General features: G+C 51.4%; 27 protein-coding genes. 6 read left to right on the top strand and 21 right to left on the bottom strand.

Going from position 1 to position 24,521, the window contains the following annotated elements; genetic code table 11:
* Positions 1 to 29: 29 nt before the first annotated feature.
* Complete coding sequence (guaB, locus tag PCI15_RS05770; RefSeq protein ID WP_271273401.1) at positions 30 to 1,499, bottom strand: IMP dehydrogenase; 1,470 nt, start codon at positions 1,497 to 1,499, stop codon at positions 30 to 32.
* Between the two features lie 177 nt (positions 1,500 to 1,676).
* Here guaB and xseA point away from each other — a divergent pair, with 177 nt between their 5' ends.
* The 3 genes from xseA (at position 1,677) to PCI15_RS05755 (ending at position 4,578) form a co-directional block, all read left to right on the top strand.
* The gene (gene xseA, locus PCI15_RS05765) at positions 1,677 to 3,023 is read left to right on the top strand and encodes an exodeoxyribonuclease VII large subunit (protein WP_271273400.1); all 1,347 of its coding nucleotides are present in this window, start codon (positions 1,677 to 1,679) and stop codon (positions 3,021 to 3,023) included.
* Positions 3,024 to 3,100: 77 nt separating this feature from the next.
* A complete protein-coding gene (bamJ, locus tag PCI15_RS05760) occupies positions 3,101 to 3,727 on the top strand; it encodes a BamJ family beta-barrel-assembly machinery protein (RefSeq protein WP_271273399.1) in 627 nt (208 codons plus the stop codon).
* An 80-nt stretch (positions 3,728 to 3,807) separates the two neighbouring features.
* Positions 3,808 to 4,578, top strand: coding sequence for an alpha/beta fold hydrolase (locus PCI15_RS05755; RefSeq protein ID WP_271273398.1), 771 nt, complete (start codon positions 3,808 to 3,810; stop codon positions 4,576 to 4,578).
* 12 nt (positions 4,579 to 4,590) lie between these two features.
* On the opposite strand, the gene PCI15_RS05750 is transcribed toward PCI15_RS05755, so the two are convergent.
* From PCI15_RS05750 to bioB, 7 genes are all read right to left on the bottom strand, one after another.
* Complete coding sequence (locus PCI15_RS05750; protein WP_271273397.1) at positions 4,591 to 5,598, bottom strand: putative metalloprotease CJM1_0395 family protein; 1,008 nt, start codon at positions 5,596 to 5,598, stop codon at positions 4,591 to 4,593.
* A 29-nt stretch (positions 5,599 to 5,627) separates the two neighbouring features.
* Positions 5,628 to 5,873, bottom strand: a complete 246-nt coding sequence (locus PCI15_RS05745) for a hypothetical protein (protein WP_271273396.1) — start codon at positions 5,871 to 5,873, stop codon at positions 5,628 to 5,630.
* A gap of 82 nt (positions 5,874 to 5,955) precedes the next feature.
* On the bottom strand, positions 5,956 to 6,642 hold the full coding sequence (bioD, locus tag PCI15_RS05740) for a dethiobiotin synthase (RefSeq protein ID WP_271273395.1): 687 nt from the start codon (positions 6,640 to 6,642) through the stop codon (positions 5,956 to 5,958).
* 24 nt (positions 6,643 to 6,666) lie between these two features.
* Positions 6,667 to 7,458, bottom strand: coding sequence for a malonyl-ACP O-methyltransferase BioC (gene bioC / locus PCI15_RS05735; protein WP_271273394.1), 792 nt, complete (start codon positions 7,456 to 7,458; stop codon positions 6,667 to 6,669).
* Positions 7,455 to 8,246: an alpha/beta fold hydrolase gene (locus PCI15_RS05730; protein ID WP_271273393.1), complete on the bottom strand. Its 792-nt coding sequence runs from the start codon at positions 8,244 to 8,246 to the stop codon at positions 7,455 to 7,457. Before PCI15_RS05730 ends, bioC begins: the two co-directional genes overlap by 4 nt.
* A complete protein-coding gene (gene bioF, locus PCI15_RS05725) occupies positions 8,243 to 9,400 on the bottom strand; it encodes an 8-amino-7-oxononanoate synthase (protein WP_271274585.1) in 1,158 nt (385 codons plus the stop codon). Before bioF ends, PCI15_RS05730 begins: the two co-directional genes overlap by 4 nt.
* A gap of 58 nt (positions 9,401 to 9,458) precedes the next feature.
* Positions 9,459 to 10,502: a biotin synthase BioB gene (bioB, locus tag PCI15_RS05720; protein WP_271274584.1), complete on the bottom strand. Its 1,044-nt coding sequence runs from the start codon at positions 10,500 to 10,502 to the stop codon at positions 9,459 to 9,461.
* Positions 10,503 to 10,838: 336 nt separating this feature from the next.
* Here bioB and PCI15_RS05715 point away from each other — a divergent pair, with 336 nt between their 5' ends.
* The 3 genes from PCI15_RS05715 to PCI15_RS05705 all read left to right on the top strand — a co-directional run bounded on the left by PCI15_RS05715 (position 10,839) and on the right by PCI15_RS05705 (position 12,533).
* Positions 10,839 to 11,297, top strand: coding sequence for a ComF family protein (locus tag PCI15_RS05715; protein ID WP_271273392.1), 459 nt, complete (start codon positions 10,839 to 10,841; stop codon positions 11,295 to 11,297).
* 64 nt (positions 11,298 to 11,361) lie between these two features.
* Positions 11,362 to 12,078: a tRNA (N6-threonylcarbamoyladenosine(37)-N6)-methyltransferase TrmO gene (gene tsaA, locus PCI15_RS05710; protein ID WP_271273391.1), complete on the top strand. Its 717-nt coding sequence runs from the start codon at positions 11,362 to 11,364 to the stop codon at positions 12,076 to 12,078.
* Positions 12,079 to 12,110: 32 nt separating this feature from the next.
* A complete protein-coding gene (locus PCI15_RS05705; RefSeq protein WP_271273390.1) occupies positions 12,111 to 12,533 on the top strand; it encodes a hypothetical protein in 423 nt (140 codons plus the stop codon).
* A 71-nt stretch (positions 12,534 to 12,604) separates the two neighbouring features.
* Here the strand turns inward: PCI15_RS05705 and PCI15_RS05700 are convergent, their stop codons facing one another.
* The 13 genes from PCI15_RS05700 to hisC form a co-directional block, all read right to left on the bottom strand.
* Entirely contained in the window at positions 12,605 to 13,216 is a 612-nt protein-coding gene (locus PCI15_RS05700) for an HvfX family Cu-binding RiPP maturation protein (RefSeq protein WP_271273389.1), read from the bottom strand.
* A 16-nt stretch (positions 13,217 to 13,232) separates the two neighbouring features.
* Complete coding sequence (locus PCI15_RS05695) at positions 13,233 to 14,003, bottom strand: HvfC family RiPP maturation protein (RefSeq protein WP_271273388.1); 771 nt, start codon at positions 14,001 to 14,003, stop codon at positions 13,233 to 13,235.
* The gene (locus PCI15_RS05690; protein ID WP_271273387.1) at positions 13,990 to 14,862 is read right to left on the bottom strand and encodes an HvfB family MNIO-type RiPP peptide maturase; all 873 of its coding nucleotides are present in this window, start codon (positions 14,860 to 14,862) and stop codon (positions 13,990 to 13,992) included. Before PCI15_RS05690 ends, PCI15_RS05695 begins: the two co-directional genes overlap by 14 nt.
* Positions 14,863 to 14,962: 100 nt before the next feature.
* Positions 14,963 to 15,388: an HvfA family oxazolone/thioamide-modified RiPP metallophore gene (locus tag PCI15_RS05685; RefSeq protein WP_271273386.1), complete on the bottom strand. Its 426-nt coding sequence runs from the start codon at positions 15,386 to 15,388 to the stop codon at positions 14,963 to 14,965.
* A 338-nt stretch (positions 15,389 to 15,726) separates the two neighbouring features.
* On the bottom strand, positions 15,727 to 16,065 hold the full coding sequence (locus tag PCI15_RS05680; RefSeq protein WP_271273385.1) for a ComEA family DNA-binding protein: 339 nt from the start codon (positions 16,063 to 16,065) through the stop codon (positions 15,727 to 15,729).
* Between the two features lie 100 nt (positions 16,066 to 16,165).
* Positions 16,166 to 16,870 (bottom strand): orotidine-5'-phosphate decarboxylase, encoded by a 705-nt coding sequence (gene pyrF, locus PCI15_RS05675; protein ID WP_271273384.1) that lies wholly within the window; start codon positions 16,868 to 16,870, stop codon positions 16,166 to 16,168.
* Between the two features lie 27 nt (positions 16,871 to 16,897).
* A complete protein-coding gene (lapB, locus tag PCI15_RS05670; protein ID WP_271273383.1) occupies positions 16,898 to 18,076 on the bottom strand; it encodes a lipopolysaccharide assembly protein LapB in 1,179 nt (392 codons plus the stop codon).
* A 1-nt stretch (position 18,077) separates the two neighbouring features.
* Positions 18,078 to 18,383, bottom strand: coding sequence for a LapA family protein (locus tag PCI15_RS05665; protein WP_271273382.1), 306 nt, complete (start codon positions 18,381 to 18,383; stop codon positions 18,078 to 18,080).
* 34 nt (positions 18,384 to 18,417) lie between these two features.
* The gene (locus tag PCI15_RS05660; RefSeq protein WP_205659763.1) at positions 18,418 to 18,711 is read right to left on the bottom strand and encodes an integration host factor subunit beta; all 294 of its coding nucleotides are present in this window, start codon (positions 18,709 to 18,711) and stop codon (positions 18,418 to 18,420) included.
* A 79-nt stretch (positions 18,712 to 18,790) separates the two neighbouring features.
* Positions 18,791 to 20,470 (bottom strand): 30S ribosomal protein S1, encoded by a 1,680-nt coding sequence (rpsA, locus tag PCI15_RS05655; RefSeq protein ID WP_271273381.1) that lies wholly within the window; start codon positions 20,468 to 20,470, stop codon positions 18,791 to 18,793.
* Between the two features lie 26 nt (positions 20,471 to 20,496).
* A complete protein-coding gene (cmk, locus tag PCI15_RS05650; RefSeq protein ID WP_271273380.1) occupies positions 20,497 to 21,180 on the bottom strand; it encodes a (d)CMP kinase in 684 nt (227 codons plus the stop codon).
* Positions 21,180 to 23,399: a bifunctional prephenate dehydrogenase/3-phosphoshikimate 1-carboxyvinyltransferase gene (locus PCI15_RS05645; protein WP_271273379.1), complete on the bottom strand. Its 2,220-nt coding sequence runs from the start codon at positions 23,397 to 23,399 to the stop codon at positions 21,180 to 21,182. Before PCI15_RS05645 ends, cmk begins: the two co-directional genes overlap by 1 nt.
* Positions 23,396 to 24,499: a histidinol-phosphate transaminase gene (gene hisC / locus PCI15_RS05640; RefSeq protein WP_271273378.1), complete on the bottom strand. Its 1,104-nt coding sequence runs from the start codon at positions 24,497 to 24,499 to the stop codon at positions 23,396 to 23,398. Before hisC ends, PCI15_RS05645 begins: the two co-directional genes overlap by 4 nt.
* Positions 24,500 to 24,521 lie beyond the last annotated feature (22 nt).

The raw sequence follows: 24,521 nt of genomic DNA, 5'->3' as shown, positions 1-24,521 counted from the left end.
CCACCTACTGGTATTTTTCTGGTCGCGAATTATCCAACCCGGTAATTCGGCGCCTCTTTCGTGATGCTCACATCATGAACATGGCTTTCTGCCATACCGGCGTTTGTAATGCGTACAAACTCCGGTACCGTGCGCATGGTGGTAATATCGGAACTGCCGGTATACCCCATGGAAGCCCGCAGACCACCCATCAGCTGATGCACCACACCGCCCATCGGACCTTTACAGGCTACCCGGCCTTCAATGCCTTCCGGCACCAGCTTTTCAGCACCCTGAGCAGCATCCTGGAAATAACGGTCAGAAGAACCGGTCGTCTGAGCCATCGCACCCAGCGAGCCCATACCGCGGTAAGATTTGTATGCACGGCCCTGGAACAGCTCAACATCACCCGGCGCCTCATCAGTACCGGCCAGCATTGAACCGACCATAACGGCCGAAGCACCGGCAACAATCGCCTTGGACAAATCACCGGAGAAACGGATACCGCCATCAGCGATGCAGGGTACACCATACTCTTCCAGCGCCGCCGCAACGTTAGCAACCGCACTGACCTGAGGTACACCAACACCGGCAACAATACGGGTCGTACAGATAGATCCCGGACCTATGCCCACTTTAACACCGTCAGCACCAGCCTTCGCCAGTGCCACCGCTGCCGCAGCAGTCGCAATGTTACCGCCAATGACCTGTACATCAGGGAAGTTTGCTTTCACCCAGGCAACCCGGTCGATAACGCCTTTTGAGTGACCGTGAGCCGTGTCAACAATGATGACATCAACTTCAGCATTCACCAGCGCTTCAACACGCTCGCCAGTATCTGCACCGGTACCCACAGCCGCACCGACAATCAGACGGCCTTTCTCGTCTTTCGCAGCGTTCGGGTGCGTCTGCGCTTTGTTCATGTCTTTTACTGTCATCATACCGCGCAGACCAAAGCTGTCATCGACAACCAGAATCTTTTCAATGCGGTGCTTGCGCAGCAGGTTACGTACGACGTCAGGATCAACACCTTCCTTCACCGTAACCAGACGGTCTTTCGGGGTCATGATAGACGCTACGGTTGCATCCAGTTTGTGTTCAAAACGTGCATCCCGGCTGGTAACAATACCCACCAGATCACCGTTATCCACAACCGGGAAACCGGAGAAGCCGACCCGTGCACTCAGTGCGTTCAGCTCGCCTACGGTCATATCAGATGTACAGGTAACAGGATCACTGACCACACCCGCCTCGTACTTCTTAACGCGGCGAACTTCGTCAGCTTGCTGTTCAATTGTAAGGTTTTTATGGATGATACCGATGCCGCCTTCCTGAGCCATTGCAATGGCCAGACGGGATTCCGTAACAGTATCCATCGCTGCGGAAGCCAAAGGAATATTCAATTCAATCCCTTTGGTCAGGCGAGTCTTAAGTGACACGTCCTTAGGCAGAACTTCGGAATAACCAGGAACCAAAAGAACATCGTCGAAAGTAAGTGCTTCTTCAGCAATTCGCAACATAGTGAGGGCGTGCCTTTATTCTGTATATAAAGAAGGCACGGGATTATAGCCTTTTACAACAGTGGCGACAATTAATACCGGGTGAAAAAATACAGTTTTCATGACTATTTTTTCAGGCTGAAACGCTGACCCCGTAAAAGCCTTAAATAAGCCTTCTGAATAGTTTACTATCGCGTCATGCAAAGCAACCAAACTCCCCCCGCGTTTACCGTCAGCGAACTTAACAATGAAGTTAAATCACTGCTGGAAAGCAGCTTCAGAATTATTCAGGTTGAAGGTGAACTTTCTAACTTTGTTCGTCCCGGCTCAGGTCACTGGTATTTCACGCTGAAAGACAGCGGCGCTCAGGTACGCTGCGCCATGTTTAAGAACCGCAACCACTACCTGAACTACCAGCCGAAAAACGGTGACAAGGTGCGTGTCCGCGCCAAAGTCAGCCTGTACCCTGGCCGCGGTGACTACCAACTGATCTGTGATTATATGGAAGATGCCGGTATCGGCTCTTTACAGCAGGCCTATGAAGCCCTGAAGTTACAGCTGCAGCATCAGGGGCTGTTTGATCAGTCACATAAGAAACCCTTACCCGCCCAGCCAAAGCGACTTGGCATTATTACCTCACCGACCGGCGCGGCGGTCCACGATATTCTGACCGTCTTACAGCGCCGTTTTCCCTCATTACCGGTCAATATTTATCCGACCCGGGTGCAGGGCAATGAAGCAACCGGTGAAATCGTCGCAGCCATTGAAACCGCGAATAATCATAACGCCTGTGATGTGCTGATTGTGGGCCGCGGGGGCGGTTCTCTTGAAGACCTCTGGTGTTTCAACGAAGCCAGAGTGGCCCGGGCCATTTTTAACAGCCATATACCGGTGATCAGCGCTGTCGGCCATGAAACCGATGTGTCGATAGCAGACTTTGTTGCTGATGTCCGTGCACCAACACCCTCGGCTGCCGCTGAAATTATCAGTCCGGATCAGGCGCATCTGCAGCTGCGCCTGCAGCAGCTGCAGAACAGACTGCAATTAAACCTGCAGCAGAAGCTGAGCCGCTATCAGGAAAAACTCCGCTGGATCAGCAGCCGCCTGAAACACCCGGGCGATAAACTCAACGAACACGCCCAGAGGCTGGACGACCTGGAACTGCGCCTCAGTAAAGCCATGCAGCAAACTGTAACGGTACGGCAAGATAAACTGCAGCAGTTACAACAGCGGCAGCAACGCTGCCTGCAGCAGCCCCGCATCGGTGCTTTACAACAAAAAGTAAACGAGCTGGGACACCGGCTGGAACAGCTCAGCCTCCAGTATCAGGCACGGCAGCAGTTGCGCTTACAGGCCATTGCCGGACGCCTTAACGGCGTTAGCCCACTGGCGACGCTGGAGAGGGGCTATGCTATTACCGAACGCCCTGACGGAAAAGTTATTCAGCAGGTCAGGGCCATCAACCCGGGAGAAGAAATCCATATTCGCCTGCAGGACGGACGGATTCGCAGCCAGGTGACCGAGGTCATCCCGGACCTGCTCTGATACGGCCAGCCATAGCGTTTAACCGCGGAGTTTGCTAGGCTTGGCCGCCTTAATGAACCCTCAATTGATCGAGTCTCATGTCTGAACTAAAACTAGAAACCACCGAACAAATCGCCAGCTACGGTATCGGCCGTCAAATGGGCGATCAACTGGCCAACAACAGCTTTGAAGGCGTTTCCCTGAACGCAGTTGTAACCGGTATCCAGGATGCCTTTGAAGGCGCGGAGCTGAAAGTCGCCGGCGAACAGATCCAGGCTGCATTCAACGAAATCCAGAAGCGCATGCAGGAAGAAGCGGAAGCGGCTGCTAAAAAAGCAGCGGCTGAAGGCGAAATCTTCCTGGAGAAAAACTCTCAGCGTGAAGAAATATTCGTCACCGATTCCGGCCTGCAGTACGAAGTAATCGAAGCCGGTAGCGAAGCAGGCGAAAAACCAACTGCTGAATCAACCGTACGCGTTCACTATCACGGCACGTTCACTGACGGCAAGGTATTCGACAGCTCTTATGAGCGTGGTCAGCCTGCTGAATTCCCTGTGGGCGGCGTAATCGCTGGCTGGACCGAAGCACTGCAGCTGATGACTCCAGGTAACAAATGGCGTCTGTACGTACCGTATCAACTGGCATACGGTGCACAAGGCTCGCCAGGCGGCATCCCTCCTTACGCCACCCTGATTTTTGACGTTGAGCTGCTGGCTGTTCTGTAACAGAACGGGTCTGTTAAGCACAATGACTAAGCCGATGCCCGCATCGGCTTTTTTACGGATATGTAAAAGAGGCTACACGCATGCAACTTCACGTGAATATTCAGGGCCAGGGTGAACCGCTGATCATTCTGCACGGATTATTCGGCACGCTGGATAACTGGGGCAGCCAGATCAAAGTACTGGCTGAGCAGTATGAGGTATATGCCGTAGATTTACGTAACCACGGCCGCTCCCCCCACAGCGATGAAATGAGTTATGCCGCCATGGCGGAGGATATTGCTGAGCTGATGGATAATCACGGCCTGCAAAGCGCCCATATACTGGGACACTCCATGGGCGGAAAAGCAGCCATGCAGTTAGCCCTGACGCAACCTGAACGTATCCGGCAACTGATCATTGTTGATATCGCACCGGTACAGTACAGCCATGACCATGACACTGTTATTCAGGGGCTGAAATCCGTCAGCCTGAACACGGTTACGTCACGGCGGGACGCTGAACAGCAACTGGCAGAACATGTCACGGAAACCGGCCTGCGGCAGTTCCTGCTGAAAAATCTGTACCGGACAGAAAACGGCTTTGCCTGGCGGGTGAATCTGGCAGTTATCGAAAGCCAGTATGACAATATCAGCGCCCCTCCTGAAGGCACCCCCTATCGCGGCAAGACACTGTTCATTAAAGGCGGGCAGTCGGAATACATTACCCTTGATCACAAAGATGCGCTGTTACAGTATTTCCCGGCTGCATCTTATAAAATCATTCAGAATGCCGGGCACTGGCCCCATGCGGAAAAGCCGGCGGCGTTCAGTAAACTGGTTATGAATTTTCTGCAGGAAGCAGACAACGGATAAAGAAAAAACCGCTTACACACTCTGGTCGATGATCAGCCCTTCGGGGAAAAACTTTTTAAACACCCCCGCCTCGACCAGGCGCTGATTCACTTCTGCGAACCGCTCCCCCACTTCGTCAAGACGCTGGTTATAATCTTCCAGACTTTGAGAAACGGCAGCACTGTGTTCTTCCCGATCGGTATTAAGCTCGTCCAGCGCATCCTGTCGGCGTACGGCATCCGCAGCCTGTGATTCACGCTGGGCATCCTGACGGGCAGCGTCCTGCTCATCTTCCTCACGCTCAGAAGCAGCCTGATTATCAGACAACTCTTCTTTTAACGCATCAGCCCGGCCGGCATCCGTCTCACCTGAAAGGCCATCAGCTGTAACAGACTCTTCCCCGGCTGATTCAGCACCGGACGCATCCTGAGTAGAAAGCTCAGCACGTGCCTGTTCGGCCAAAGCTGTTGCGCGGGCGGCGACTGCACGGTCGGCCCCGGACGGCTCAGAAACCGCCAGCGCTGCTCGTAAGACTATTTCTGCCTTCTCCAGAGTCGCCTGAGGGTCGTTAGGCACCGCGGACGTATCAATACTGACTTCACCGGAAACCGCATATAAACGCCCGTCCGGCCCTTTCCTGTATTCATAGCTCGGTGCACCCGCATGGGCACCGCCTGCAGAGGCATGCGCCTGCTCATGCTGGCGAACCTCCCGGTCACGGGTGGCTAACTGTTGTATCTGTTCATTTTCAAGCGCGGTCAGATCTGCTTTTACAGCAGTAGCAGTACGCTGATCAGAACCTGCCTGGTCGGAAGCTTTCTGATCAGACGTATTTCTTTCAGCACTATGAGTATCAGCACCGCTGACATCCGCTGATTTTGGGGTAGACGTAGTTGGCGAAGATTCTGCTGAATGCAGAGATACTGATGACCCGCTGACGGCCGGGTCCCGGACGGAACTGACGGCATCAGTCTGGCTGGTACCGGCAGCACCGCCAACACCTGATGACTGGATCTGAAGGCTATTTATATTGAGTTGCATACCTGCACCTCACTGGTCACAAGACTGAATCAGACGCGAATGTCGATCAGTGTACCGAGCACTTCATCTGCTGACTGTACAACTTTAGTGGACGCAGCAGTTGCGTTTTTCTCAACAGTCAGATCAACCAGTGCTTCATTAACATCCCGGCCTGTCGCCTCTTCCGGCGCCTGCGGTTTACCCGCACCGGCAATATCAGACGCAGCCTTCTGAACACCGTCGAGACCACGGTTTATCCCTAACACACCTGTCTGAAGAGCAGAGGTTACATTCATGGCAACACCCCTAAGTTAATTGGTCTTCAAAGCAACAGACACATCTGTCACCCTGTAAGTATCCGAACTGTACAGTAATTAATCAACCAATCAGAGCATCAATGTCCACAAATTGGGCAATGTTTTGTGGCGAGCAATCATCAGAATGTGGTACTTCCGCAATCAGCGGCGCTGACAGCATGGTTTTTAACGTTTGCAGATTTTCTTCGTAACAGCTCATGTCCGGATCCACCTGATTGGCAACCCATCCGGCCAGCGGCAAACCGTCTCTGACAATGCTTTCAACCGTCAGTAATGTATGGCTGATACAGCCAAGCTTCATCCCCACCACCAGCACAACCGGGGTATTGAGCATTTTCGGAATGTCGGCAATCGTCTGCCGGTTATTCAGGGGCACCCGCCAGCCGCCGGCACCTTCAATCACCGCCAGGTCTGCCGGCTGCAGCATGACGCCGCGGCATAAGGCAGCAATACGGTCTGCATCCAGTCTCCGCCCCACCTGCTCAGCAGCAATGTGCGGCGCAATTGGCGGCTCAAACGCAATCGGATTAATCTGCTCATAGTTCAGCTCAATGCTTGCAGTTGCCTGTAACAACAGCGCATCTGAGTTACGCAGCCCTTCAGGGGTATTTTCACACCCGGCAGCAATGGGCTTTACAGCAACTGTCGTCAGGCCTTTGCGGTTAGCAGCTTCAAGGATACCGGCAGCCACTACGGTCTTGCCGACATCAGTATCAGTGCCTGCAATAAAAATACTTTTCTTTGCCATAACGGATCGTCTTTATTGTAAATATTACTCAGGTTTACGTAATACAACGTAAGCCACTTCATAAGTAGCCGGCAGCAACCCATCATCACGCCGGTACGCTTCATACGCATCTCTGAAGGCAAGCAGATGCCTTTTTCCAGTCAGCCCTTCAGGCCGGCCCGCACTCATATTATGTGCACCAATGCGCTTCAGTTCATTGGTCAGGCCACGCAGTTCACGGTATAACAGCTGCACCGGGACGACATCAAAACTGACTTCCTCAAGGCCCCCAATGCTGCTCCGCAACTGAGATAAAGGGGTAAACTCACTGACATGCTGATAGCGATCTACCGTTGCCCAGGATGCCCGCAGCTCACAAAGGCTTTCCGGCCCCAGCGTACTGAAAACAAACTGCCCGCCCGGACGTAATACCCGGTATACCTCAGCAAACAACCGGGGCAGGTTCTCACACCACTGAATGGCCAGGCTTGAAAAAATCAGATCAACGCTATCTGCAGCCAGCGGCAATGCTTCGGCATCACCGCACACCCAACGGATATTCTCCCCCGCATGATGCTCCCGCGCATAGCTCAGCATACCCGGTGCCAGATCAATCCCCGTCAGGCACTCTGGCTGAAAGCTATCCATCAGCCGGGGAATGAAATAACCGGTGCCACATCCCAGATCAACAGCTTGCCTGACCTGCTGCCCGGTTCCTGCAGACACCGTCGCCAGCAGCTGTTCGCCCACCTGCTGCTGCAGCTTGGCATAATTATCATAGCTGCTGGCCGCACGGCTGAATGAAGTCGCAACTTCCTGCTTGGAAAACTGACTCATTTCAGATGCTCCCTTATCCGCCCGGCAAGCATCTGCGGATCTGACAGCATAGGTACATGGGACGAGCCTGCTAATACGGCCACAGCGGACCCCGGCAGCTGCTGCAGATACTCAGTAGCACTTATCGGCGCCAGCGTATCAAGCTCACACAAAAGATGCGTCACCGGGAGGTCAGACTGATCCGCGGCACTGAAGAGCGACCGGTAATCTGCTTCGAGAACTTCCAGCGCCGCGCTGACAGCCGGATAATCAGGGTCCGGAATACTGCTGATCAGTGACTTCAGTTGCTTGAGATCCTGCCGGGCGCTTGCTGATCCCTGCACCTGAAGCATGGCGAAACGCTGCAGGGTTTTCTGTGGCTGTGTTTTAAAGGCTTCACTGAACTGAGCGAACGTTTCGGCATCCATCCCCGCCGCCCAGTCTTCCCGTGCAACAAAACAAGGGCTTGTGCAGAGTGTCATTAATGACGTGATATTTTCCCTGTAGGTCAACGCATAAGTCATCGCCACAATGCCACCCAGCGACCAACCCAACCAGGCTGCTTGTGGAATGCCGGCTTGCAGCAACGCGTTGTGAATCTCCGTCACCATGCCATTCAGCGTACTGCTTTCAGCGGCGGCCTGACTTCGCCCGTGGCCTGGTAAATCAACCAGCACCAGTGAAAAATCATCTTCCAGTAACCCACTCAGAGGCCGCCAGATTTCACTGTGCATCCCCCAACCATGCAGCAGCACCAGGGTCGGCGCCTGATGCAACGGCTGGCCTGCATAACTCAGATGCAGCTTCATATCTTCACCTCACTGAGCGCGACCAGCAAACGGTCAACGTCCGCTTCAGTATGGCTGGCACTGAGGGTTACACGTAACCTGGCTTCATTCTTCGGCACGGTCGGCGGGCGGATTGCCGTAATAAAGATACCCTTTGCTTCCAGCGCTGCACTCATCTGCATAGCCGTCTCACTGCTACCGACCATCACCGGCTGAATAGGTGTCTGTGAATCCATTAAAGCTAAACCCAGTGACTCACAGCCGGTCCGGAACTGTGCGATCAACGCCCGAAGTTTTTCCCGCCGCCATTCTTCTTCCCGCACCAGTTGCAAGCTCCGCAGGGTTGCAGCAGCAACGGCCGGCGGCATACTGGTGGTATAGATATAACTGCGGGCATGCTGAATTAAGGTTTCGATCAGCACGTCTGAACCGGCGATAAATGCTCCGGCAGTCCCGAATGCTTTGCCCAGCGTTCCCATCAGAATCTGCACATCATCCTGCCCAAGCCCGAAGTGATCAACGCTGCCCCGCCCTTCTTTACCGATACATCCCAGGCCATGAGCATCATCAACCATCATCCAGGCATCCGCTGCGCAGCTGACATCTGCCAGCTCAGATAATGGTGCAATGTCGCCGTCCATACTGAACACACCGTCCGTGATCACTAACTTACGGCGGGTTTCACTGCGCTGCAGACGGGTCTGCAGGTTTGTCGCATCGTTATGTAAATAACGCTGAAAACGGGCACCGCTTAACAGGCCTGCATCCAACAGGGAAGCATGGTTTACCCGGTCTTCAAACACGCCGTCCTGCTTATCAAGCAACGCAGTTACCGCGCCCAGATTTGCCATATATCCGGTTGAAAATAACAGCGCTCTGTCGCGGCCGGTAAATTCTGCCAGTGCCAGCTCAAGTTCATGGTGGGCCTGACTGTGGCCACTGACCAGGTGCGAGGCACCGCCCCCCACGCCGTAAAGATTGGCAGCGTTCTGAAAAGCAGCTATCACATCAGGATGGTTAGCCAGCCCCAGATAATCATTTGAACAGAACGCCAGATAGTCCTTCCCATCCACTTTGATGTTCGGCGACTGAGGCGTTTGCAGGGTTCTGCGGGTACGGTAAAGTGAAGCCTGCTTGCGCAGATTCAGTTCATCCTGTAACTGTGAGAATGACATAGTCGAACCATCAGGTACGGCCATGGCAAGGCGCCATGGCCGGAAGAAATGCGTTTAATCAGGCTTCGTAGAAGAACGAATCGTCCTGCTGCTTTTGCAGTGACTGCATAATCACCTGTTCCTGAGTATCGTCATTTTCACTGATACGCTGTTCAGGATTAATACCCAGGCGCTTAAAGAGCTGCAGGTCACGGTGAGTTTCCGGGTTAGGGGTTGTCAGCAGACATTCACCATAGAAAATGGAGTTAGCACCCGCCATAAAAGTCATCGCCTGCATTTCATCACTCATACTCTCCCGGCCAGCGGACAGACGTACGTGGGAAGCCGGCATCATAATACGTGCTACAGCGATAGTACGGACAAACTCAAGATGATCCAGGTCATCCACATTTTCCATTGGCGTGCCTTTTACCTTCACCAGCATGTTAATAGGCACACTTTCAGGTTGCGTTGGCATATTTGCCAACTGACGCAATAAACCGATACGGTCAGTTGCGGTCTCACCCATCCCCAGAATACCGCCACTGCATACCTTCATGCCGGATTCACGCACGTTATGCAGAGTATCCAGACGGTCCTGGAAAGTACGGGTGGTAATAATCTTGTCGTAATATTCCGGTGAGGTATCCAGGTTGTGGTTATAGTAATCCAGACCCGCATCCGCCAGGCGTTCAGCTTTGTCCTGATCCAGCATGCCCAGTGTCATACAGGTTTCCAGACCTAACTTCTTAACTTCTTTAACCATTTCCAGTACATACGGCATGTCTTTTTCAGCCGGATGCTTCCAGGCGGCTCCCATGCAGAAACGGGTTGAACCGGTTTCCTTTGCTTTACGGGCCTTTTCCAGAACCTTTTCAACCTGCATCAGGCGCTCTTTTTCCAGGCCTGTGTTGTAATGACCACTCTGAGGGCAATACTTACAGTCTTCCGGACAGGCACCTGTTTTGATCGACAGCAGCGTACTTACCTGTACTTCGTTAGGATTAAAATTTTCACGGTGAACAAGCTGTGCCTGAAACAACAGATCGTTAAAAGGCAGGTCAAATAAAGCCTGTACTTCGTCTTTAGTCCAGTCGTGTCGGATAGCACTTAATTGCTGCATACTCATGTCGGTCCTGTCACTTGATGAACGGTTGGAAAACAACCGCTTTTGGCAAGTGGCTAATGATAAACGGATAAGGAAATCTGTCAACTCATGTTACGCAAACCCAAAGACATCTGTACATTTTTTAAGCAGCGCATCTGTCTGATTTGTCAGCTTAAACATCCCTGCGATTCTCAGATATGCAGGGACTGCCAGCTGGAGTTACCCTGGCTTGAAGAACAATGTCTCACATGCGCACTGCCGCTCAGCTCGACAAATAACCACTGCCCGGCATGCCTGCGAACAAAACCGGTTTTTGACCGGGTGTACTGCGCTTTCCGATACGCATTTCCGGTGAACGCGCTGATCCCACCGGGAAAGTTTAACAACCGTACCGATTATCTGTCAGCGCTGCATCAACTTGCCCTGCAAAGCGTCAGTCTGGCGGTCAAACCCGATTGCCTGATTCCTGTCCCGATGCACCCGAGAAAACTGTTAAAGCGGGAATATAATCATGCCTGGTTGCTGGCACGGGATGTGAACCGGAAGCTAAATATCCCGATAAGAAATGACATTTTGCATAAACGCATACACACCCGGAATCAGATTAACCTCAGCGCAGCCAGGCGCAGGCAAAATCTGCGACACAGTTTTCAGTGCGTGAATGCCCCGCCACCTCACGTCATGCTGATTGACGACGTCGTCACTACGGGCACTACGGCAAATATACTCAGCAGAATACTCAAACAGGCCGGCTGCAAGCGGGTTGAGGTTTTCGCTCTGGCCAGAACAGATAAACCGTCCGGTAAATAAAGCCATCATAAACAGCCCGGTTTAGGGCTATAATTGCGCTTCGTTTAACTCAGGACACCTGATAATGATTGCCGAACTCAACCTTAAACCAATAGCTATCATTCACAGTGGATTTAAAGAAAAGTTCGGCATTCCCCGTCAGCCCGGCCTGGCATCTTCAATGACAGCCACCATTGAGCTGCTACCTGAGTTTGCATCCGCTGAAGCTGTCAAAGGATTGGAGACCTGCTCACACATATGGCTGGTTTTTGTATTCAGCGCCTGTGTTGATAAAGGCTGGTCACCCAGTGTCAGACCACCCCGGCTCGGCGGCAATCAGAAACTCGGGGTTCTGGCATCCCGCTCACCGTTCAGACCAAATCCTATCGGCCTTTCACCGGTCAGGCTGGAAACTGTCCGGATTGAAAATAACGGCATCTATCTGGATGTCAGCGGCGCGGATTTACTGGACCAGACACCGATCCTAGATATTAAACCCTACCTTCCGTACAGCGATATCATTGAGGATGCCAGCTTTGAGCTGGCAACCCGGGCTGAATCGCTGGACCTGGATGTCAGGTTCACGCCGGCAGCCGAAGCAGCCTTACACACTCACGCAGCTCGTTTAGCTGTTCCCCTGCAGACACAGATTGAAGAGATTCTTCGCTGTGACCCCCGCCCGGCTTACCACAAGAACAAACAGGACGAACGCGTATATGGCATCCGGTTACATGACCTGAATATTCGCTGGATGATTAATTCCGAGTATATTCAGGTCAACGAAATTATACTGGATAGTTAGTCCTTTCTTCTGCAACTGTGCCGGAGGTATCCATGTCATTTCATCACCTGAAATCTGCACACAGACTGATAAGACATTCGCTGCTGTGCAGCGGCCTGATCATTGCGTCTGCGGTTTCCCTTGCAGGGGACCACGCCGCTTCCGGCCCGGCAGCAGCTGAACCTTTCACTGAGCTCAGACAGCTTTTTCAGACACTGGAGCAGCAAAGCCAGATTCTGGGAAAAAATACAGACGATTATATTCGCTGCATCGAACAGAACACCCGTGCCGAAACAGACAGCCTGCCTGAGATACAAACACCGGAAATGATCACCCGGGAATGGCTCAGTCAGTTACTCAATAATCTGAGCGCAGGCGTGAACAGCAGTGAAACCTGCCAGTTCTTACTGGATGAAATACTGGAGAAACTGCCCCAACGCCCTCCGGCCAGTGCGGAAACCGATCAGAGTATCTGATTAACAGGCATAAAAAAGCAGCACCCAAAGGTGCTGCAAAGGTCTACTCACTGTGGAGAACAGCGAACTACTCAATCCTGGTTACGAAACGACTTCGCCAGCCAGTAATCAATGCTCAGGTAACGGCCACCGCCAGTAAAGAACAGGCTCAGAAGCATAATGAAGTAAGTGATAGCAAACTCAATACCATTATTCAGAATGACCACTGATCCCCGGCCGGTCAGCCAGCTATAGTTACCATTGTCACGTAAAATTTCTTTCGCACGGGCCAGACGCTCTGACGCTTCCATTACCCGGTCATTGGCCAACCAGCTGCTTGCATCGGAAATTGCCAGCCAGCCGTTATCAATATGCACGGTGAACGCCGCCACCAGCATGGTGACCATCAGCGGAATTGAAATCCAGCGGGTCGCCAGACCAATAATCAGTAAAATACCGCCAAAGAACTCTGTACCCGCAGCCAGTGCTGCCATCACTTCCGGAAATGGCAGTCCCAGACCCCAGTCAGGATTACCAAACCAGGCGGCGGTGTCTTCAAAATGAGAAAGTTTGTTATAACCTGCCTGCATCAGCACAGGCGCCAGATAGAGCCGGAGCAGTAAAGGCGCAATGCCATCTGCAAAGCGGGTCTTGTCCAGCAAATTATGTACTGAGTTATAGTGTTTCACCAATTGGTTAGCCATAGAACATTCCTAGCTTTTAGTTATTGTTGGTACCTAAAATTATTTCTGTCTGTCGCAGTTGTTCTAATATGCTCAGCCCGCCCTGCACAATCACTTCCGGATCAGGGTGTGCCATTTCAGCAGCAATCTGGAGCAGCGCGTCACGCCCGCTCAAATCAGTATCTTCAGCTAACAGGTGGAGTAACCGTGCAGTTAACGGATTTATCTCCATAAACTTCACCTGGTCCCGGTTATTCCGGTAAACCACCAGGCAGGTTGGCACTTCAGACTTCGCCTCAGGAATAAAAGATTCACTGATATGATGTACCGGATACTCATACATCAGCGACCATGCAAGCGGAGACTGAACAGGGTGCCCGCTAAGTAAATCCCCTTCAGGATTAACAGTACTCAGATCATCAGGGTCTTCAGCGGTATCCAGCGCCAGTTCAGCCCATTCGTAATGAGCCAGTGCCGCTAAAAAAGGTAAATCTTCGCTGCGCGGTTCCCGAACCTCAGAAACGTAAGTCACGAATTCCTGAGCAATTTCAAGAAAATAAGGCGTCTGACAACGGTGTTCGATCAGGAAGTCACGGATCAGTTGCTGCCAGTAGGCTTCATCAGACAGGCTTTTCAAAACCGGAAATCCGGAATTCACAAAGCCTGCGACGTTGTTATAAAAAAGCTCGCGGTATATTTTCATGCGACGCTCTTCTACATCTTCCAGCGTCGCCACATGCTCAGGGTCGCGGATGGTACCGGCAAACCGGTACTGCAGGTCGGTAAACTCCGGCTTAGGCGACTGCATGCTGAGCCCCCTTCGCAGACGATAAACGCGCCGCGTCTGCTGCCTGCTGATAGCCGCGAATCAGATCAACTTCTTTCAGTAATTCCTGCATCGGCGGGATATTAAAATCGCGCTCCAGCAATGTGGGAACAGTACCGAACCGGGCATAAGTATGCTGCAAAATATCCCAGACAGGATCAATCACATCAGCACCATGGGTATCAACGATCAGGTCTTCCGCTTCGTTATAGTGGCCGGCAACATGAATGTAACTGATCCGCTCACCCGGTACCTGATTCAAAAACTCAATTGCGTCATAACCGTGATTGATACTGTTAACATAAATGTTATTCACATCCAGCAGCATATCGCAGTCTGCTTCCTTCAATACCGCAGTAAAGAATTCCATTTCCGTCATTTCTGAACCGGGCGCGGCATAATAGGAAATATTTTCCATTGCGATACGCTGTTCAAGGATATCCTGCACCTGACGGATACGCCCGGCAACATAATGTACCGCTTCTTCAGTGAAAGGAATTGGCATCAGATCATAAAGGTGCCCGTCATCACTGCAGTAACTCAGATGTTCGGAATAGCCTTTCATATTATGCTCAGCCATAAAGACCTTAAGTTCTTTCAGAAACTCTACGTCCAGAGGTGAAGGGCTACCGATTGAAAGAGATAAACCATGAGCAACAAAGTCATACTGCTCAGTATAGCGGCGGAACAGCTTGGCAAACCGGCCACCTAAGCGCATCCAGTTTTCCGGAGCTACCTCCAGAAAATCAACCCGACCGGATCCGGCCTCTGCCAGCGAATCACCCATACAGCGGCGAAATCCCAGGCCAGCACCTTCAATCTGAAATGCCTGATTAGTCATGGTTTATCCTCTCTTAGTAAATATAACCCCTCTGTTATGAAGTAAAGCTGATAAAGCTCAGCTTTACTTCCCGGAGGGGTCACTTAAGCGGTATCAGGTATTAACCTTCAACGATTGGCTTCTTCTCTCCGCCGCACTTACCTTCGCCACACTTACCTTCTTCAGCTTTCTCGGAAGAACCGCCGCACTTACCTTCGCCGCACTTACCTTCTTCAGCTTTCTCAGAAGAACCGCCACATTTACCTTCGCCGCACTTACCTTCTTCAGCTTTCTCAGAAGAACCGCCGCACTTACCTTCGCCGCACTTGCCTTCTTCAGTCTTTTCAGAAGAACCGCCGCACTTACCTTCACCACACTTACCTTCTTCAACTACTTTCTTAGCAGCTTCAGCTAACTGGTAACCGGAGGTCAGTTCCTGTGCAGCAAACGGGTTTTCAGCAGCAGTAACAGGCATTGAAGCAACACCAGCCAGCAGAACAGCACCAACAGCAGCAGTAATCGGCTTAATTGTAGTCTTAGTTTTCATAGTTCACCTCGGGTTTACAGATATCGTCGTATGGATTTAGTTTAACAACACTTTGATATTAAAAGCATTATAAGAGCGGACTGCGAATACCTATTCTGTGTCCTTCTCTGAGAATGAGTTCACTATAATTTTCCAATCTGAAATTAAACTGAAAAGCCTGAAGAAAAATATTAAAGGAGAAAAATCAGCAACCTGCACCGAGCCGGCTGATTGGGATTGCAGGACTTTTAAAACGACTACAACCGGCAGAACCGGCCTGAAGTGCCCTGCAGCAAAAAGCACAGCCATAAAAAAAGCCCTGCTTGGCAGGGCTTTAACGGTTTATTAGCATTCTTCGCCTAAGACGCGGGCTCAGATTCAGCTTCAGGTTTCATCTCCGGGCCTGACGCAGGCGCCGCAGGCAAAGAGAGCATTATCCTGTCACGGTTTTTAGCAAAGATACCTTCGCCTATTCCCTTTACATCTTTCAGCTGTTCAAGATCTGTAAAACCGCCCAGCTGTTCACGATAAGCAACAATCGCAGTTGCCTTTTTTGCCCCCACACCATTCAGGTGCTCCGCAAACTGAACGGCACTGGCTGTATTGATATCTAACTGATGATTACCTGCAGAAGTAAATGCTGAAGCGATCAGGAAAAAAGAAATCAGAACGGTTTGAAGATATTTCCATATATACATATTAAGCATCCTTGCTGAATAATTAACTGGACTTTAAAAATAGCATATAAAGCCAGCCTGATCCAAACTCCCCATCCCTGATCCGATCTTCTGCATGTAATCAGCCCAGACCGGCAATTTCCTGCTGAATATTAATCAACGCGGTTTCAGGTGCATCAGCCTGTGTAATCGGGCGACCGATCACCAGATAACTGCTGCCCGCTGTAATTGCCTGTGAAGGCGTCATGATACGTTTCTGATCCCCCGCATCCGCCTCTGCAGGCCGGATGCCAGGCGTAACCAGTTTAAAGTCAGACTGAATAATTTCCCGCAGAGGCTTAACTTCCTGGGCTGAACACACAACACCGTCCATGCCTGAACTTTCAGCCAGCAATGCCAGTCGCTTTACCTGATCCAGCGGATCCAGATCAAGCCCCAGCTCAACCATATCGCTGCGTTCCATGCTGGTCAGCACTGTCACAGCAATCAGCAGTGTTTGCGCCCCATTCACCTTATCCAGTTCGTTCCGGGCCGTTTCCATCATGCTGCGACCACCGCTGGCATGAAGATCAACCATCCAGACCCCCAGTTCCGCCGCAGCGCGCACAGCTTTTGCGGTGGTGTTTGGAATATCATGGTATTTCAGATCAAGAAAAACATCGAAGCCCATCGCATGCAGCTTTTCCACCATTGCGGGGCCTGCACGGGTGAATAATTCTTTGCCCACTTTGACACGACACAAGTTTGGATCAAGGCGTTCAGCCATCGCCAGCGCGGCGGCCTGCTCTGGATAATCAAGGGCTACAATAATTTGCTTTTTGCTCATCAGCTTCTCTTACATCAATTGAATATATTATTCGCCTTCAAGGCCCTGAATAGGTTTGGTCGTTCCCCAGCTCTGGCATGAAGGACACTGCCAGAGTAAATTTTTTCCTGAAAAGCCACAGCGATGACACAGGTAAACCGGCTTGCTCTGCTCTAACTGTCCGGTCAGCCCCCTGAGCACAATCAGGCTCTCATTGGTGCCTTTGGCCGCATGCGCGATATACAAATCAATCAGACGGTTAAACCCCTTTACCGCAGGCCGCTTCTTTAACTCATCGGTAATAAACGTGCCTGCAGGGTAAGCCCCCTGCTTTTCCAGAATAATATCCGCCAGCGCCAGCATCACTGATGTTGAGGGTGTACTGATCAGACACTGTTTTAAATATGCTTCAAACTCGTCCGAACGGGTCAGTTCATCATAGCAACGTTTCAGTAAATGAACGGTTTCTGAGACAAATACAGGGTCCTGCTGGGAGACAGCTTTAAGGTCTTTTATTGCCGCACGCCAGTTTTCCTGCTGCATTTCCATCTGTGCGCGTAATAACGAAACCCTGACCGCATTACTGTCATAATTCAGTGCCTGAGACAGGCGCACCCGTGCCTGCTTATAGCGGTGCTTTCTGATATCTTCCGTCGCCAGCTCACAACAGTAATGACTGAGTTCAGTCTGAATTTCCCGGGTTTCATTCGCAGCCAACTGGCGGGCAATCTGCAACGCCTGCTGCCATTCCTGCTCTTTTTCATACAGCTTTGTCAGCAGCGTTAACACTTTTTGCCGGGGTTCTGCAGGGGGGTTCTGCTGGTTTATTTCAAGCAGTAACTTTTCAGCCCGGTCGAATAAACCGATTGCAAAGTAATCTTTGGCCAGCGCTATCTGGATACGCAGAAAGTCATGCCGGGATAAATCCGGTCTTGCAAGCAGGTTTTGATGGATCTGAATCGCCCGGTCAACATCCCCTTTTCTGCGAAACAGTTTTGCCAGGGCGATATGGGCTGGAAGGGTATCGGAGTTAATCTCTAATGCACGAATGAAGCTATCAATAGCTTCATCCGTTTTTTCACTGAGCAGGTAGTCAAGGCCTGCAAAATATTCCCGCTGCAGGGCCCCCGAAGGCTTTTCCTGAGGGGCTGTTTTACGTAATCGCCCGAGCATCCACCCCAGAGCAATTGCTATAAAAAACAGCCCTATTAACAGCAGGTCTGACATATCAGGCACTTTGTTTCAGAGACGCCGTTCTTAGTCGGTCCAGTTCCTGATTAGCGGCATTCATTTTGCGCTTTGCCGCATTTAGCCGTGCCTTTAATAACATCATGCCAACACCGGTTGCCAGAATGCCGGCAAAACCACCGAGGACGAAACTCGCCATCAGCCATAGAGACAGGCTGGCCTCAGGCAGGGTTACAAAAAATAAATCGATCACCACATCATCGGTATTCAGCCAGGCAAAACCGATACCAACAACCAACGCAATTACACACAACATCACGATGATCAGATATTTTAACCAACGCATTACTATCCCCTGAATGACTCAAAAACGCAGCGCTTTACTGCTGCGTCAGACTGTTATTTACCTGCTCACGCAAATCTTTGCCCGGCTTGAAATGAGGCACATATTTCGCTGATAACGCGACCGAATCTCCGGTTTTTGGATTCCGGCCAACACGAGGTGCACGGTAGTGTAAACAAAAACTGCCAAAACCTCTAATCTCAATCCGCTCACCTTCAGACAAAGACTCTGTCATATGATCCAGCATGGTTTTTACCGCCAGTTCCACATCTTTGATAGAAAGCTGCTGATTCTGATCTATCAGTTGCTCGATCAGCTCTGACTTTGTCATAGCTCTCCTCCTGCATTGATATCGTGTTATATATGAAGCATGTAATGAACAAACCGCTAAACAGACTTTTTGGCCAAGTCTATTTTTTCTTATCCATCTGTGCCTTTATTAAATCACCAATCGTTGTTGGCCCACTGCCACCAACATCCTGATTCGATATGGCTTCCATTGCCTCTTTTTCCTGATGTTTTTCAACTTGCTTAACTGACAATCCCAGGTGCCTGTTGCGCCGGTCAATCTGTATCACCAGAGCGTCAAGTGTATCCCCGACCCGGAAATGATCCTGTAACTGATCAATTCGCTCGCGGCTCGCTTCAGCAATTTTGATAACACCTTCCACACCTTCAGCAAGGGTAATAATCAGCTGACGGGGTTCAATATGACTGACAGTCCCAGTCACCACCGCACCTTTACGCACGTCTTCTATGTACATTGAAAAAGGATCACCGGATAACTGACGAACCCCCAGTGATACTCTTTCCCGTTCAGCATCAACAGCCAGCACCACGGCATCAAGGCTGTCGCCCTTTTTATACTGTTTTACTGCTTCACTGCCATCTTCATCCCAGGATAGGTCTGACAGGTGAACAAGCCCGTCAATACCGCCATCCAGCCCGATGAAGACACCAAAATCCGTGATCGATTTGATCACACCGGATATCTGTGTGCCTTTGGTATGGGTATGTGCAAAGGTATCCCACGGATTCTCTTTACACTGTTTCATACCCAGAGAGATACGGCGTTTCTGCGTATCTATGTCGAGGATCATCACCTCGACTTCATCATTGACCTGCACCACCTTGGAGGGGTGAACATTTTTATTCGTCCAGTCCATTTCAGAGACATGCACCAGGCCTTCAATGCCTTCGCGGATCTGGGCAAAACAACCGTAGTCGGTCAGATTTGTTACTTTTGCTTTTACCCGGCTGCCCACCGGAAACGCTTCGCTGAATTCATCCCAGGGATCAGCACTCAGTTGCTTAAGCCCCAGTGATACACGGCTTTTTTCTTTATCAAACCGTAATACCTGCACATCCAGCTCATCACCCATTGTCAGCAATTCACTGGGATGCCGAATCCGCTTCCAGGCCATGTCCGTAATATGTAACAGACCGTCGACACCGCCCAGATCAATAAACGCACCGTAATCGGTCAGGTTTTTAACGATACCTTTAACACGCTGACCTTCTTCCAGACTTGCAAGCAGCTTCTCCCGTTCCTGGTTATACGCCGTTTCAAGAACTGCCCGGCGGGAAACGACAATGTTATTTCGTTTCGCATCAAGCTTAACCAGCTTAAATTCGAGTTCCTGATTTTCGATGTGAGACGTGTCCCGGACAGGACGGATATCCACCAGAGAACCCGGTAAAAAAGCATTGACGGAGTTTACACTGACCGTAAACCCGCCTCTTACCTTGCCGGTTATCCGGCCGGTAACAATTTCATCATTCGCAAACGCCTGCTCAAGCACCTGCCAGGCTTCGTAGCGCTTGGCCCGCTCTCTTGAAAGCTGGGTTTCACCGTTACCGTCTTCCAGCGATACCAGTGCAACCCTTACCTCATCACCAACTGCAATGAGCAATTCACCATTGTCATCGAGAAACTGTTGCCGGGGTATGATCCCTTCTGATTTAAGTCCTGCATTGACTGTGACATAGTCACCGTCAATCGCCATTACCACTCCGGTGACAATCGTCCCGGGGGTCATATCGATTTCTTTTAAACTCTGTTCAAACAGTTCAGCAAAACTTTCATTCATACCCCTCAACCCTCGCAGAATGGTCGTTAGCGCAGGCCTTTATGCCTGGCTTGCTCCAGCACCTCCGCCAAGACTTCATCAATACTCATGGTTGTAGTATCGAGCTTAATAGCATCTTCAGCTGGTTTTAATGGCGCTACTGAACGGCCCATATCCCGTGCGTCACGCGCCCTGATATCCTCTGTGATTGCTTGAAGACTAGCACCCAGTCCCTTATTTATCAACTGGTTATATCTGCGCTTCGCACGCTCTTCAGCACTCGCTGTCAGATAGACTTTAAGCATAGCATCCGGGAATACAACTGTGCCCATGTCACGGCCGTCAGCAATCAGCCCCGGCTCAGCAACAAAGGCCCGCTGACGTTCCAGTAACGCATCCCGAACCGGGCCAAGTGCCGCGACCCGAGAAGCATCTGCACCACACTCTTCTGTACGGATGGTATCAGTGACTTCCTCACCTTCGAGGATAATCTGCACATCACCGGTCTGGCCGGTTAAAAACTGCACATCCAGATGTGCCGCCAGAACAACCAGCGCAGCTTCGTCGTCCAGGGCAACACCATGATGCCGGGCCGCCAGAGCAACCAGACGGTACAGCGCACCGCTGTCCAGCAATGACCAGCCCAGCTCCCGGGCCAGCAAGCTGCATATTGTGCCCTTACCTGAACCGCTGGGGCCGTCTACCGTTATAACCGGAAATTCCTGAGTCATCAGACATCCTCCTTACGGATGTTCAGGCCAAGCTCCTGTGCTAACTCTACAAAGTTCGGGAACGAGGTTGCGACATTATTACATTCACGGATCTCAATATTTTCTGAAGCACGCAAAGAAGCAATACTGAATGCCATCGCGATACGGTGGTCATCATGGCTCTGCACCACACCACCCTGCAGCTGACTCTTACGAATGATTGCGCCGTCGGGCGTACCTTCAACATCCGCACCCAGAATTTTCAGACCATCCACCATTGCCTGAATCCGGTCACTTTCCTTAACCCGTAACTCTTCAGCACCGCTGAGGACTGTCTCGCCTTCTGCACAGGCTGCAGCAATAAACAGCGCCGGGAATTCATCGATCGCCAGCGGTACTTGATCTTCAGGAATATGAATACCTTTCAGGGGCGCGTAACGTACCCGGATATCCGCTACCGGCTCTCCGCCCACTTCACGCTCATTCAGCATGTCAATCTGCGTACCCATCAGGGTCAGGATGTTGATAACACCGATCCGGGTCGGGTTAATGCCAACATGCTCAAGCACCACGTCAGAATCCGGTGAGATAGCGGCCGCCACCATGAAGAAAGTCGCCGAAGAAATATCAGCAGGCACATCAATGTTGGTGGCCTGCAGGCTACCACCGCCCTGCAGATCAATTTCACCGTTACTGGCGTTAACACTGTAGCCAAAACCCTGCAGCATCCGCTCAGTATGGTCACGGGTCGGAGCTGGTTCCGTTACCCGGGTTGTGCCGTCTGCATACAAACCTGCCAGCATCAGGCAGGACTTAACCTGCGCGCTGGCCATTGGCATATCATAATCTACGCCTTTCAGCGCCTGACCACCGGTCACTTTAACCGGAGGACAACCGTTTTCACCGGTTGCTACTTTGGCCCCCATTAACCGCAGCGGAGCAGCGACTCGCTCCATCGGACGCTTAGTCAGAGATGCATCACCGGTCAGTTCAGCATCGAAAGCCTGTCCAGCCAGCAGCCCTGACAACAGACGCATTGAGGTGCCGGAATTGCCCACATAAAGCGGACCCGGCGGCTGACGAAGACCGTTCAGGCCAACCCCGTAAATTTTAACTTCTCCCTGATGAGGGCCTTCAATGACCACTCCCATGTCCCGGAATGCCTGCAGCGTGGCAAGGCTGTCTTCACCTTCCAGAAAACCACTGACATGGGTCACACCATCTGCCAGGGAACCCAGCATGATTGAACGGTGAGAAATTGATTTGTCACCAGGTACGCGTACCTGACCTTTAACCTGTCCGCCAGGCTGTAAATGAAATACGGTTTCTTTTGTTGTAGTCATATCGTTTGCGTAGGCTGAGCCTGATAAAATCTTGGAAAAATGTTCACGAGCCGCCTTTGCCCGGGTAAAAACCCCTAACATAGTACGGCTGTCTTCTGTTTCGATAGCCTGACGTAATTGCGCCAGGCCCTCGGTAAATTCATCTATCTTACTTAAGATTGCAGCTTTGTTGGCAATACCAACATCATGCCACATCGTCGGATCACTGGCGGCTATCCGGGTAAAGTCCCTGAAACCACCGGCGGCATAACGGAAAATATTATTCCGTTCCTGTTCCTGAGAAAGCGTATCCACCAGCGAAAATGCCAGCAGGTGCGGTAAGTGACTGGTGGCAGCCAGTACTTCATCATGACGGTCAACCGGCATACGCAGGACTTCTGCCCCGACCAGTTGCCACATACGGCTGATTAATGTCACAGCGTCAGCATCACTGTCCGGCAAAGGCGTAATAATGACTTTATGGGATTTAAACAGACCTGAGTCTGCGGCGGCGACACCGCTCTTTTCCGAACCGGCAATCGGATGCCCCGGGATGAAACGGGCCGGCATGTTGCCATAAATTGCTTCTGCCGCCCGTACAACATTACCCTTAACACTGCCTACATCGGTAATAACAGTCGTATCTTTCACTACCGGCTTTAACTCAGCCAGCACAGACTCCATTACTTTTACCGGAACCGCCAGAACGATAACATCAGCCTGTTCTGCAGCCGCCACCAGAGAATCAGCAACTTCATCAATAACCCCCAGGCGTAACCCGGCGGCTAATTCATCAGGATTCCGGTCATAACCGATTACCGTCCTGCACAGGCCACGTTCACGCAATGCCTTTGCCAGTGAGCCACCAATCAAACCTAAACCGATCACAGCAATGCGCTGTGCTAAAAAACCACTCACAAATCTAAAACCTTCTGCAACGCATCCAGACAACGCTGATTTTCTTCAGGCAAGCCGACCGTAATACGTAAATGATCGGGCATACAATAATTGGCAACAGGACGAACAATCACCCCTTCCTGCAATAACCCCTGATACACCGGCGCAGCGTCCCGGCCACAATCAACAGTAATGAAGTTTCCCACTGAAGGAATCCAGCTCAGCCCTAATGACGCAAGCCCTTTTTCCAACTGCTGCATACCCTGCGCATTCAGACTTACACTGCGCTGCAAATGTTCTTCATCGCCCAACGCTGCGACGGCCGCCGCAAGGGCCAGAGAGTTCACATTAAACGGGGGGCGCACCCGGTTCAGTAAATCGGTGATCTCAGGGGTGGCAACCGCATACCCCACCCGCATTGCTGCCAGCCCATAAGCCTTGGAAAATGTTCGGGTAACAATGAGGTTTTTAAACGTCTTTTGCAATTCAAGGCCGTTCGGAAAATCAGACTCCGCAACATACTCGGTATATGCTTCATCCAGCACCACCAACACATCCTCCGGCACCTTCTCCAGAAAGCTCTGCAACGCCGCTTTACCCAGCCAGGTACCGGTTGGATTATTAGGATTGGCGATAAAGATCATCCGGGTGTTTGCCGTTACCGCGCCGGCCATTGCATCCAGATCATGGCCCCAGTTCCGGGCCGGTGTTGCCACACCACTTGCACCACTGGCCTGAGTTACCAGCATATATACAACAAATGCATGGGCCGAATAAATGACTTCATCACCCGGCTGTAAAAACACCCGCCCCAGTAACTCAAGCACGTCGTTAGAACCATTTCCCAACGTAATGCAGTCGGCTGTAATCCCTAAGCGTTGCTGCAGGGCTTCCTTCAGCGCAAAACCATTTGCGTCCGGATAACGGCTCAGATCAGCCAGCTCAGCATGTATCGCACGGCCGACAGCACTGCTGGGCCCAAGTGGGTTCTCATTACTGGCCAGCTTAATGCTGTTACTGATACCCAGTTCCCGCTCAAGCTCTTCAACGGGCTTACCGGGCTGGTAGGGGTGCAGGTCCTTTACCCCGGGAACCGCAAGCTTATAAAAGTCACACGCCATGAATGTTTTCTCTTCTGTCACC

The sequence above is a fragment of the Aliamphritea hakodatensis genome, from assembly GCF_024347195.1.
Lineage (GTDB): Bacteria > Pseudomonadota > Gammaproteobacteria > Pseudomonadales > Balneatricaceae > Amphritea > Amphritea hakodatensis.
The sequence above is the reverse complement of the archived record's forward strand: the minus strand, read 5'-3'. Positions and strand labels throughout refer to the sequence as shown.